Consider the following 12,440-nt stretch of genomic DNA (forward strand, 5'->3'; position numbering starts at 1 on the left):
TATGAAAATTGTAATTGCACCCGATTCTTTTAAAGAAAGTTTGACGGCAGAAGAGGTCGCTCAAGCTATAAAAAGAGGTTTTGAACAGTCAATAACAGATGTAGAATGTCTGCTTTGCCCTGTTGGTGATGGTGGGGAAGGAACTGTAGATGCTATTCAACATTCTCTTGAACTCGAAAAAAAATGGCAAGAGGTGACGGGACCTTTTGGCCTAAATGAAGCAATGCGCTACTTTCAGAAAAATCAAACAGCGCTCTTTGAAGTTGCTGACTTGGTTGGTTTAGGAAAGATCCCTCATGAGAAACGAAATCCTCTCCACATCCAAACTCGCGGTATCGGAGAGTTGATTCGCCATCTCATTGATCAAGGGATGAAAGAAATCTATATCGGTGTAGGTGGTACGGCTAGTAATGACGGTGGGATAGGCATTGCTGCTGGCTTAGGTTATCGTTTTCATGATAAGAATGGAAAGGAATTGCCAGCTTGCGGTCAGACTTTGCTTGAGTTCGAGTCGGTTTCAGACAGCGAGTTGTATAGGATTCCCGAAGATGTGAAGATTCGCATTTTAGCAGATGTCGTGAGCCCTTTATGTGGTCATCAAGGGGCAACCTATACATTTGGAAAACAAAAGGGCTTGGATCCTGCTTTGTTTGAGACAGTAGATTTGGCTATGTGGCGGTTCTATGAAAAATTCTCATCTTCCACCCTATCTCTGAAAGGAGCAGGAGCTGGAGGTGGGATTGCTGCTGGACTCTGCGCCTTTGCTGAGGCTAGTATCGTATCTGGGATTGACACCTGTTTGGATTTGATTGACTTTGATAAGAAAGTTGCAGGTGCTGACTTGGTTATTGTCGGAGAGGGCAGACTGGACTGTCAAAGCTTTGCTGGAAAAGCTCCTATCGGTGTAGCAAAAAGAACCCCTAACGGAGTTCCTGTTATCGCTATTTGCGGTAGTCTTGCTGACGATTTGCCTCCCCTACCATTCGAAAATATACAGGCAGCCTTTTCTATTTTAGAGAAAAGTGAACCACTAGAAGATAGTCTGAAAAAAGCAAGCCTCTATTTGGAGCACACAGCTGCTAATATTGGTCGTTTATTAAAGTTGAGGAAGAATTAACCCAACCATTTTTTCCAGATGGATTTTTTCGGAGTTTCTGTCTTTTTCTCCTCCCAGAGATTCGAGAATGCAAGTCTAAGGTCCTTTTCATCTACTTGAACAGGTTCATTCGTGTGAATAACTAGACCAAAAGGAGAGGTGATATGATCGTCTGAAACAATAGTCGCCTGGCAGTTGCTTTCCTTTGCTTGTTTTAAGTAAAAGACTTGTTTGTCAAACTCGATATTTGGGGAAATCTTCACAAAAAGACTCTCTGTCTTTTCTTGAAAGTTTTCCAAAATCGTTAAAAATCCTTTTTGGAGTTGAAGGCTATTGGCCGTCTCAACATCCGCATATCCAAGAACTCTTTCCTCGAAAGTGCCGAGAAAACGACGTTGTTCATCCGGGTTTAGTTTTGGCCCACCGTGAGCCTTTTCTAGTAGTTGTTTTGATAAATCTGTCATAAAATTAGTATATCACAAAAGCTATGAGAAAACAGACCAAAGAAAGCGATTACTTTATAAAGTTAAGGAAAATTTGCACAAAGATAACGTTTTTCCTTGAAAAAGGCGTGTATTTGAGGTATCATAGAGGTGTAAAATAAATAAGCTCAAAGGAGAGTAAGAAATGTCAATTATTACTGATGTTTACGCTCGCGAAGTCCTAGACTCACGCGGTAACCCAACACTTGAAGTAGAAGTTTATACTGAATCAGGTGCTTTCGGACGTGGTATGGTTCCATCAGGAGCTTCTACTGGTGAACACGAAGCAGTTGAACTTCGCGACGGTGACAAATCTCGTTACGGTGGTCTTGGTACACAAAAAGCTGTTGACAACGTAAATAACATCATTGCTGAAGCAATTATCGGCTACGATGTACGTGATCAACAAGCTATCGACCGTGCTATGATCGCTCTTGACGGTACTCCTAACAAAGGTAAATTGGGTGCAAACGCAATTCTTGGTGTCTCTATCGCTGTAGCTCGTGCTGCTGCTGACTACCTTGAAATCCCACTTTACAGCTACCTTGGTGGATTCAACACTAAAGTTCTTCCAACTCCAATGATGAACATCATCAACGGTGGTTCTCACTCAGATGCTCCAATCGCTTTCCAAGAATTCATGATCGTACCTGCTGGTGCACCATCATTCAAAGAAGCTCTTCGTTGGGGTGCTGAAATCTTCCACGCTCTTAAGAAAATCCTTAAATCACGTGGTTTGGAAACTGCCGTAGGTGACGAAGGTGGATTCGCTCCTCGTTTTGAAGGAACTGAAGACGGAGTTGAAACTATCCTTGCTGCTATCGAAGCTGCTGGTTATGTTCCAGGTAAAGACGTATTTATCGGATTTGACTGTGCATCATCAGAATTCTACGATAAAGAACGTAAAGTTTACGACTACACTAAATTCGAAGGTGAAGGAGCTGCTGTACGTACTGCTGCAGAACAAATCGACTACCTTGAAGAATTGGTAAACAAATACCCAATCATCACTATCGAAGATGGTATGGATGAAAACGACTGGGACGGTTGGAAAGCTCTTACTGAACGTCTTGGTGGTAAAGTTCAATTGGTTGGTGACGACTTCTTCGTAACAAACACTTCTTACCTTGCAAAAGGTATCGCTGAAGGCGCTGCTAACTCAATCCTTATCAAAGTTAACCAAATCGGTACTCTTACTGAAACATTCGACGCTATTGAAATGGCGAAAGAAGCTGGTTACACTGCTGTTGTATCACACCGTTCAGGTGAAACTGAAGATTCAACAATCGCTGACATCGCAGTTGCAACAAACGCAGGACAAATCAAGACAGGTTCACTTTCACGTACAGACCGTATCGCTAAATACAATCAATTGCTTCGTATCGAAGACCAACTTGGTGAAGTAGCTGAATACCGTGGATTGAAATCATTCTACAACCTTAAAAAATAATCTAGTTCAGTGAACAAGGTTTGAAGCCCCTCGGATTTTATCCGAAGGGCTTTTTTCTGTTCAGGGGGCAAAAAGGGGGCAGTGTTTATGGTATAATAGACAAAAACACTTGTATTAGGAAGAAATTATGTCTAAAGAGATTGATATTGAGTATTATCACCAACTAGCACTGCAAAAGCAGAAGGAGCACCGCAAAGTGTTAGCTAATCTAAAGAAAAAACCTCCTAAAAACTTAGATAAGATTGCCCAGCAGATTCACCAAGAAGTCTTTGCTGAGATTGATTGCACCGCCTGTGCTAACTGTTGCAAGACATTGGGACCCGACTTCAAAGAGGCAGATATTACACGTATTGCTAAGTACTTTAAGATGAAATTACCAGCTTTTGAAGCGGAATTTCTGCAGGTAGATGAAGATGGGGATAAGGTTTTCAAATCCATGCCCTGTCCCTTTCTAGGAGGAGATAATCTCTGTTCCATCTATGATGTTCGTCCAAAGGCTTGTCGTGAATTCCCTCATACAGATCGTAAAAAGATCCATCAAATCAACCATTTGACGATTAAGAATACCTTGACCTGCCCAGCGGCTTATCTCTTTGTTGAGAAATTAAAAGATAAGTTATAAGGAGTTGAACCTTTAAACCTTGTACAAATATTCTAGGGCGGAAGTATCTTGTATTTGTTAGAATATAGATAGAATTGAACACTGCCTAAAAGCTATGCGAAAAAGACAAAATTTCACTTTGCTTTTAATGACCTTTGTATCTTGTGGAGGTGAGAAGAAAAGAATATGATGCATCAATTCAATCAAGCCATGGATTATTTGGAGCAGCAACTTTCTGAAGAAGTGGATATGAAAAGATTTCAGCAGCTATCGGGCTATTCATACCCGCTCTTTAGCAGGCTATTTTCTATCCTGGCTGATATGACATTAGCAGAATACTTGCGCAATCGCAGGTTGTCAGAAGCTGTGACAGACTTGCGGGAAGGCTCTGACAAAATCATTGACATAGCAATGAAGTACGGCTACGAGTCTGCTGACGCCTTCAGCACAGCATTTAAGAAATTCCATGGGGCACCCCCCTCAGAAGTTCGAAATGGAAAACCTTATCGGATCTTTCCTAGACTTCAATTATCCTTAAAGATTACAGGAGGAAAGAACATGGATATCAAGATTCAAAAGAAGCCTGCATTTACCGTGGCAGGCGTCCTATTGGAAACTATTGACAATAGTCAGTGCCCGTCTGCATGGGAGGAACTCTATGCCAATCACAGCATTGAAAACCTAGAAAGTTTGGGTAGTGGCCAATCTTTTGGTGTCTGCTCGGATGTCAAAGAAGGCGAAATCATCAACTACATGGCTGCTTATGATGTCGTGGATAAAGCGAAAGCAGACGAGCTAGGTCTGTTCATCAAAGATATCCCAGCCGCTGAATATGCTATCGTACCAGTCAAAGGTCCTATACCAGCTAGCATTCACCATGCTTGGAATATGTCTTGGAGGTCTTTTTTCCAGAGACTGGCTATCGCCACTCAGGAGCGCCAGATTTCGAAGTCTATACTGAAGGTGATATGTCGTCACCAGACTATCAAATGGAACTCTGGATTCCGGTGATTAAGGGCTAGATAATTTTCTGACTTTTTATAAAGATGCAAACCTAACTCTGTAGAAAGAATCTCTACAGAGTTTTTTATTGTTGACATTCATGTCCGTAAATTAAACATACCATATTTTTTGTTTGGATTTTATGGGGCATGCGAATAGTTTTCTCAGTATAATAGTCCCATAGAAGATAAGGAGGCAGGGATATGCAGATGTATTTTGGAGATGTGTCGCTTTGCTATAGTTATTCATTGGCAATGGCACTGGATGCCTATGGTTATGACTTTAAAGCAGAGTTTTTAGAGGCAATTATGGTGATGGGAAATGGCGCTAGTATCGTAAAGGAAGATGACCGGCACCCTCTAGTATTCTTTGATAACGGAATGCCAGATCTTTCAATCTCTCATTCTTTAAAAATACTTGGGTTTGACTATGAGGACTTCTATCTAAAAGATGGAGTGAAAGTAGATTTAGAAGAGGTTAAAAGAAAGTTGGAAACATTTCTGTCCAATGGACCTGTCGTACTGGGACCTCTTGATATGGGCCATCTGACCTACAATCCCAATCACACAATCCTTTATGGTGTGGATCACTTTGTAACCGTGTATGACATTGATAATCAGTATCTTTATTTACACGATCCAGCTGGGTTTGCCTGTATGAAGGTTGCTTTTAATGACATCTTAGAAGCCTGGAAGGCAGAGGATATTGACTATAAGCGCGGAGCATACTCCATGTGGGGAAATTTTAAGAAGGTCAAGAGTCCTAGTCAGACTGAAATCTATCAGGAAACAGCAAGGATTATGAAGAACCGATATTTGAATGGCCAAAACGGTGTTTTGGAATGCTATGCAAAAGCAGTTGCTGAAAACGGCTTAAATACGGAGCAAAAACAATTGCATCAGTACTTCAGCTTTAAACTTGCTGCTGTTCGAAATCTCTATCTCAGTAAATTCTTAAAAGACCATGATCCCGAAGGGGCAAGATTAAAAGAAGAATTGGCTACTTTATTTGGCCAAGCCCACCTTTCATGTTTAAAAGAAGATTACCAAGAACTATCCCATTTGTTCTATCAGATAGCTGAAGCGGACCGTCGCTTTAGAGATTTATATGTAAAGTAGTGACAAATGGTTAGTAAAAGCAGTTTTTCGTAAAGAACTGCTTTTTGATTATGGTATAATGAAGTGAGGAAATAGCATATCCAACTAAAAAATGAAGGGAGAACTCCTATGCCTAGACCAAGAACAAAAGAGGAATTAGTGTTAGCCTCTAAGGAAAACTATGAAAAGCTCAATCACTTTATATCTAAATTAAGTGAAGAGGAACTGCAGACTCCTTTTGATTTTTCAAAAGACCAAAAGAAAAAAGAAGCTCACTGGAAAAGAGATAAAAATCTAAGAGATGTTCTGATCCATCTCTATGAATGGCATCAGTTACTTTTAACCTGGGTACATTCCAATCAAAAGGGTCATGAAAGACCTTTTCTCCCTGAACCTTATAATTGGAAAACTTATGGAGAAATGAATGTCGCTTTTTGGAAGAAGCACCAGAGAACGTCCTTAGAAGAAGCGACCAAACTCCTCAATCAATCGCATAAAGAGGTTTTAGAGTTGATGGAAGGCTTCAGCAATGACGAATTGTTCACAAAAGGTGTCTATAAGTGGACGGGAGGAACAAGTCTAGGTTCCTACTTTGTCAGTGCCACTTCCAGTCACTATGATTGGGCTCTGAAAAAACTCAAAGCTCATCAGAGAAATTGTAAGAGTAGTTAGTTGAAGTGCTATTGAAATTCACCAAAGGTTCTTCTAAGCTTCGAAAAGCTTTATTCTCGTGATTTTTGAACTATTCTAGCTTTAGAATCCTTCAAAAATTAAAATTTAAGGCTATCATAGACTTAGAATAGCCCTAAAACATTTATTTTAATGTAATTCTAAGTTTAGAATCACAATGATATTAAAGTAATAGAGCTGTTCGATGCTTAGAATGTCTTGATTCTGAGAAATCTTGACTAGAAAATGCCTCGAATGGCTTTTTTCTGATATAGGTTGATAGATAGATGGGTGAGATGATGAACATACAAAAAGAGAACGTTAGAAAAGAGTTGGTGTCCCTCTGTTTGGGAGAGTTCACAGCCGTCCTATCCTTTTGGTTTTGTTTTTTCCTTTTGAAAAATCGGCTTGGTGATGAGAATAGTCTAGTAAACATTCTCTATCCTTTGTCTTTACTGACATTTATTTTGCTTCAAGGCTCAATCTATTGGGCAATTTTGATTAGAAGACTATCGAATCCCCAGTTCGGAAGTGGAAGTGTCCCCAAACTATATGGTGGTTTCAGAATACTAGACCTTGTTTTACTTATTTCAGGCTTTCCTTTTATAGTTTGGAATACCCAGAGTGTCCAAGTGACTATCTTAGCCACACTAATACAGCTTTTTGCACTAATCGAATGGATAAATTATTACTTCCTACGTTTATCCTATAGTCTGAATCCACTTGTTTTATGGAAACGAATTACTAAGGGAAAACTTGAAAAAAGCAGAATAGCCAAGGAGTTGGGGTAGAGACGAATAAAGAGCTTACCCATTCGTTTTGTAATATGCTATAATAAATCTATCAATTATTTTAACAACTACTTTAAGTGAGGTAAGTATGCAAATTAACTATAAGAAGACAGAAATCAGATATTGTTATATCTAAACCGTCAGCCATTGAAGTAGGAAAATACTTGAAAACGTGGAAAAATCTTAAAAATTATCAGTTGCAAGAAGATGCTTTAGATAAATTATTTTTTGAGCTTTTACCAATATTTTTTCAGTTTATCCAGTTGCAGAACATATTCTAAGTCTTAAAATTGATGAGAGGTTGAGACAAGGTGATGTAACTTTAGTCAATGAAATTCAAAATGTTACTATTAATGGAGTCACTAGAAAGTTTTATTCTTTTTCTACCAAATACTGTTCTTATCATAACCCTAACGAATACCCTATTTATGATAGCTACGTAGAAAAGGTATTGAAATACTTTAGAAAAACAGATAAATTTTCTAAATTTAAGAATGCAGATCTAAAAGATTATCAAAAATTTAAAAATATAATTATTGCTTTTAGAGAATATTACGGATTAGAAGAATTTAATCTTAAAGAGATTGATCAGTATTTATGGCAATTGGGAAAAGAATATTTCCCAAATAAATATTATCGACTTGTTCTCACTCAGAAAGGAAACTCAATGCCCTACAAATTTTTACTCTTGGACCTAGATCACACTCTTCTTGATTTTGATGTTGCTGAGGATGTGGCACTGACGCAACTTCTAAAGGAAGAAGGGGTTGCGGATATTCAAGCCTATAAAGACTATTACGTTCCCATGAACAAAGCTCTCTGGAAGGACTTGGAGCAAAAGAAAATTAGTAAACAAGAGCTGGTTAACACGCGCTTTTCTCGTTTATTTGCTCATTTTGGACTGGAAAAAGACGGTAGGTTACTTGCCCAGCGTTACCAATTTTACTTAGCCCAACAGGGACAAACTTTTTCAGGTGCTCATGAACTTTTGGACAGTCTCATTGAGCGTGATTATGAGCTGTACGCTGCGACAAATGGCATTACTGCCATTCAGACAGGACGTTTGGCTCAATCAGGTCTGGCTCCCTATTTCAACCAAGTCTTTATTTCCGAGCAGTTGCAAACGCAAAAACCTGATGCACTATTCTATGAAAAAATTGGTCAGCAAATTGCTGGTTTTGATAAAGAAAATACGCTGATGATTGGAGATTCTCTAACTGCCGACATTCAAGGTGGGAATAATGCCGGCATTAATACTATCTGGTACAACCCTCATCACCTCGAAAATCACACGCAAGCCCAGCCGACCTATGAAGTCCATTCTTATCAAGACTTGCTGGATTGTTTAGATAAACTGTAAAAAGTGGTTTAGATAGCCACTTTTTGCTATAATAGAAGCAGTAAAAACGAAGGAGTTGGCTATGCAACACTCATCTTGGCATGCTTTGATTAAGGAGCGATTACCTGAAGGTTATTTTGGGAAAATCAATCAGTTTATGGAACGAGTTTATGCTCAGGAAACTGTTTATCCGCCCAGGGAAAAAGTTTTTCAGGCTCTGTTGACTACACCGCTTGAAGAGGTTAAGGTGGTGATTCTAGGGCAGGATCCCTATCACGGACCAGGTCAGGCTCAGGGCTTGAGTTTTTCTGTACCCGATGCTATTCCAGCGCCACCATCCTTGCAAAATATCTTGAAAGAATTGTCAGATGATATTGGGGTTAAGAAATCACATGATTTGACGGCTTGGGCTGAGCAAGGAGTCTTACTTCTCAATGCTTGCTTGACGGTTCCTGCTGGTCAGGCCAATGGCCATGCTGGGCAGATATGGGAGCCTTTTACAGATGCTGTGATTCAGGTGGTCAATAATCTAGATAGACCTGTAGTCTTTGTACTCTGGGGGACCTATGCACGTAAGAAGAAGGCCTTGGTTACCAATCCTCACCACTTGATTATCGAATCAGCCCATCCCAGTCCGTTATCTGTTTTTAGAGGATTTTGGGGTTCCAAGCCTTTTTCCAAGGCTAATGCATTCTTAACAGAGACAGGACAAGAGCCAATTGATTGGCTTAGATAAGGAGAGAATATGCCTCAGTTAGCGACGATTTGCTACATTGATAACGGAAAAGAACTGCTCATGCTGCATCGTAATAAGAAGCTGAATGATGTCCATGAAGGCAAATGGATTGGTGTGGGTGGTAAGTTAGAGCGAGGGGAGACACCTCAGGAATGCGCAGCGCGTGAAATCTTCGAGGAAACGGGTTTGAAAGCTAAGCCAGTTCTAAAAGGCATTATCACTTTTCCAGAATTCACACCAGATTTAGACTGGTACACCTATGTTTTTAAGGTGACAGAGTTTGAAGGTGATTTGATTGACTGCAATGAGGGGACGCTAGAATGGGTTCCCTATGATGAAGTTTTGAGCAAGCCAACTTGGGAAGGTGATCACACCTTTGTTGAGTGGCTTTTAGAGGACAAACCCTTCTTTTCAGCCAAGTTTGTTTATGATGGGGACAAATTATTGGATACCCGAGTTGATTTTTATGAATAAAGGAGAGAAGATATGTTATTAATTAAAAATGGTCGTGTGATGGATCCTAAGTCTGGTTTGGATCAAGTATGTGATGTCTTGGTTAAAGACACAAAAATTGTTGAAATTGCTCCAGAAATCAAGGCAGACGGAGCGCAAGTCCTAGATGCGACTGGTCTAGTAGTAGCGCCTGGTTTAGTGGACATTCATGTTCACTTCCGTGAGCCTGGTCAAACCCACAAGGAGGATATTCATACCGGTGCACTAGCGGCAGCGGCAGGTGGTTTCACAACGGTTGTCATGATGGCTAATACGAACCCTACCATCTCGGATGTAGAGACCTTGCAAGAAGTTCTCCAGTCTGCTGCCAAGGAAAAGATTAACGTCAAAACGGTTGCGACTATTACCAAGAACTTTAATGGCCAAGACTTGACTGACTTTAAGGCACTTTTAGAAGCTGGAGCCGTTGGATTTTCAGATGATGGAATTCCGCTTGAAAGTAGCAAGGTTCTCAAAGAAGCCTTGGAAACTGCTAAAAAACTTGGCACTTTTGTCTGCCTTCATGAGGAAGACCCTGGTTTGAATGGTGTTCTTGGTTTCAATGAAAATATCGCCAAAGAACATTTCCGTTTTTGCGGAGCGACAGGGGTAGCAGAATACGCCATGATTGCGCGTGATGTCATGATTGCCTATGCAACCAAGGCCCATGTTCACATCCAGCATTTGTCTAAGGAAGAAAGTGTTAAAGTAGTAGAATTTGCTCAGGGACTGGGGGCTCAAGTCACAGCAGAAGTGGCACCGCAACATTTCTCTAAGACAGAAACCCTCCTCTTGACTCAAGGAAGCAATGCTAAAATGAATCCTCCGCTACGTCTAGAGTCAGATCGTCAAGCCGTTATCGAAGGCCTCAAGTCAGGTGTCATCACTGTGATTGCGACAGACCACGCGCCTCACCATGCAGATGAAAAAAATGTAGAAGATATCACCAAAGCGCCATCTGGTATGACAGGTTTGGAAACCTCTCTTTCTCTTGGTTTGACTTATTTGGTGGAAGCTGGTGAGCTAAGCTTGATGGAATTACTAGAAAAAATGACTGTCAATCCAGCTAAACTGTATGATTTTGAAGCAGGCTACTTGGCTGAAAATGGTCCAGCGGATATCACCATCTTTGATGACAAGGCTGATCGTCTTATCGGACCAAACTTTGCTTCTAAAGCTGCCAATTCGCCATTTATCGGTGAAACTCTTAAGGGACAGGTTAAGTACACTATCTGTAAAGGCGAAATCGTCTATCAGGGTTAAATGGGGAAAACCTGCTCTATAGTTTTTAAGAATTGAGAGTGAGTGTATGTACCAAACCCATCAATTTAAAGATAAGTTTGTCTTATTTCTTAAGATATTTTTCCCTATCCTGATTTATCAGTTTGCCAATTATTCTGCCTCTTTTGTCGATACAACCATGACGGGGCAGTACAATACCATGGACTTGGCTGGTGTTTCAACTGCAACGAGTCTCTGGAATCCTTTCTTTACCTTTTTAACAGGGATTGTTTCGGCCATGGTTCCCATCATCGGCCATCATCTAGGAAGAGGCAAAAAGGAAGAAGTAGCATCTGACTTTTACCAATTCATCTATTTAGCTTTCGGGCTATCTTTGGTTTTGCTTGGCATGGTGCTTTTTCTAGCGCCTCCAGTCTTAAACCATATCGGACTAGAAGCCCAAGTGGCGACAGTTGCGGTTTCTTATCTTTGGTACCTTTCTATCGGGATTATTCCCTTGTTGCTCTTTAGTGTTATCCGATCGCTACTTGATTCTCTCGGTTTGACCAAACTATCCATGTATCTCATGCTCATTTTATTGCCTTTAAATTGTGGGTTTAATTATTTATTAATCTACGGAGCTTTTGGGTTTCCAGAGTTAGGTGGAGCAGGAGCAGGGCTGGGAACCTCACTTGCCTATTGGTGCCTACTAGGAATTTCTATTATCATCTTGATTAAGCAGAAAAATCTAAAAGAATTTCATTTAGAACGACGCGCCCCTCTGAAATTAGAGAGAATTATAGAGGGAATTCGCTTGGGATTACCAATTGGTGGAACTGTTTTTGCTGAAGTCATCATTTTTTCAGTCGTTGGTTTGATTATGGCTAAGTTTTCGTCTATGATTATTGCCAGCCACCAGTCAGCCATGAACTTTTCGACGCTCATGTATGCTTTTCCCATGAGTATTTCTTCTGCCATGGCCATCGTTGTTTCTTATGAGGTGGGGGCTAAGCGTTTTGATGATGCCAAGACCTATATCAAACTTGGACGTTGTATAGCACTGATATTTGCAGGCTTTACATTGAGCTTTCTCTATATTTTGAGAGATGTCGTAGCCAGTTTATATGGAAATAATCCTGATTTCATTGATCTAACATCTACCTTCCTAACTTATAGTCTTTTTTTCCAGTTAGCTGACACCGTTGCAGCTCCTTTACAAGGAATACTGAGAGGCTATAAGGATACGGTTGTTCCCTTCTATCTAGGAGTAATTGCTTACTGGGCTGTGTCCATTCCATTAGGCTTATTCTTAGATCATGTGACAACTTTGGGAGCCTATTCTTACTGGATTGGTCTAATAGCGAGTTTGGTCGTTAGTGCTATCCTCTATCAATGGCGTTTGCAAAAAATTATGAAAAGATTTGAAGTTTCCAATGTCAAATTAACTTTGTGAAAAAATGTTTT

At 40.3% G+C, this 12,440-nt stretch carries 12 protein-coding genes and 2 pseudogenes; 13 read left to right on the plus strand and 1 reads right to left on the minus strand.

What is annotated here, in order from left to right; all coding sequences use genetic code 11:
* Window position 1 precedes the first annotated feature (1 nt).
* On the plus strand, window positions 2-1,117 hold the full coding sequence (locus tag GOM47_RS04945; protein WP_235081258.1) for a glycerate kinase: 1,116 nt from the start codon (window positions 2-4) through the stop codon (window positions 1,115-1,117).
* On the opposite strand, the gene GOM47_RS04950 is transcribed toward GOM47_RS04945, so the two are convergent.
* Complete coding sequence (locus tag GOM47_RS04950) at window positions 1,114-1,560, minus strand: DUF1694 domain-containing protein (RefSeq protein ID WP_235081259.1); 447 nt, start codon at window positions 1,558-1,560, stop codon at window positions 1,114-1,116. The genes GOM47_RS04945 and GOM47_RS04950 overlap by 4 nt on opposite strands.
* 163 nt (window positions 1,561-1,723) lie before the next feature.
* On the opposite strand from GOM47_RS04950, the gene eno reads away from it, so the two are divergent.
* The 12 genes and pseudogenes from eno (at window position 1,724) to GOM47_RS05005 (ending at window position 12,429) form a co-directional block, all read left to right on the plus strand.
* Window positions 1,724-3,028 (plus strand): surface-displayed alpha-enolase, encoded by a 1,305-nt coding sequence (gene eno / locus GOM47_RS04955; protein ID WP_125847471.1) that lies wholly within the window; start codon window positions 1,724-1,726, stop codon window positions 3,026-3,028.
* A 127-nt stretch (window positions 3,029-3,155) separates the two neighbouring features.
* Complete coding sequence (locus tag GOM47_RS04960) at window positions 3,156-3,650, plus strand: YkgJ family cysteine cluster protein (RefSeq protein ID WP_000031476.1); 495 nt, start codon at window positions 3,156-3,158, stop codon at window positions 3,648-3,650.
* 165 nt (window positions 3,651-3,815) lie between these two features.
* Window positions 3,816-4,651, plus strand: a pseudogene (locus tag GOM47_RS04965) (AraC family transcriptional regulator).
* A gap of 183 nt (window positions 4,652-4,834) precedes the next feature.
* On the plus strand, window positions 4,835-5,749 hold the full coding sequence (locus GOM47_RS04970) for a C39 family peptidase (RefSeq protein ID WP_235080003.1): 915 nt from the start codon (window positions 4,835-4,837) through the stop codon (window positions 5,747-5,749).
* 108 nt (window positions 5,750-5,857) lie between these two features.
* Entirely contained in the window at window positions 5,858-6,400 is a 543-nt protein-coding gene (locus tag GOM47_RS04975; RefSeq protein ID WP_221160796.1) for a ClbS/DfsB family four-helix bundle protein, read from the plus strand.
* A gap of 284 nt (window positions 6,401-6,684) precedes the next feature.
* Window positions 6,685-7,188 (plus strand): hypothetical protein, encoded by a 504-nt coding sequence (locus GOM47_RS04980; protein WP_235080004.1) that lies wholly within the window; start codon window positions 6,685-6,687, stop codon window positions 7,186-7,188.
* A gap of 88 nt (window positions 7,189-7,276) precedes the next feature.
* Window positions 7,277-7,822 (plus strand): annotated as a pseudogene (locus GOM47_RS09685) (hypothetical protein); the annotation flags it as partial.
* Window positions 7,823-7,855: 33 nt separating this feature from the next.
* Entirely contained in the window at window positions 7,856-8,548 is a 693-nt protein-coding gene (locus GOM47_RS04985; protein WP_235080005.1) for a YjjG family noncanonical pyrimidine nucleotidase, read from the plus strand.
* A gap of 61 nt (window positions 8,549-8,609) precedes the next feature.
* A complete protein-coding gene (locus tag GOM47_RS04990) occupies window positions 8,610-9,263 on the plus strand; it encodes a uracil-DNA glycosylase (RefSeq protein WP_235080006.1) in 654 nt (217 codons plus the stop codon).
* 9 nt (window positions 9,264-9,272) lie between these two features.
* Window positions 9,273-9,737, plus strand: coding sequence for an NUDIX hydrolase (locus GOM47_RS04995; RefSeq protein ID WP_235080007.1), 465 nt, complete (start codon window positions 9,273-9,275; stop codon window positions 9,735-9,737).
* Window positions 9,738-9,749: 12 nt separating this feature from the next.
* Complete coding sequence (locus GOM47_RS05000; RefSeq protein ID WP_235080008.1) at window positions 9,750-11,018, plus strand: dihydroorotase; 1,269 nt, start codon at window positions 9,750-9,752, stop codon at window positions 11,016-11,018.
* Window positions 11,019-11,064: 46 nt separating this feature from the next.
* Window positions 11,065-12,429: an MATE family efflux transporter gene (locus GOM47_RS05005; protein ID WP_235080010.1), complete on the plus strand. Its 1,365-nt coding sequence runs from the start codon at window positions 11,065-11,067 to the stop codon at window positions 12,427-12,429.
* Window positions 12,430-12,440 lie beyond the last annotated feature (11 nt).

It is taken from the genome of Streptococcus oralis (assembly GCF_021497945.1).
Taxonomy (GTDB): domain Bacteria; phylum Bacillota; class Bacilli; order Lactobacillales; family Streptococcaceae; genus Streptococcus; species Streptococcus oralis_BR.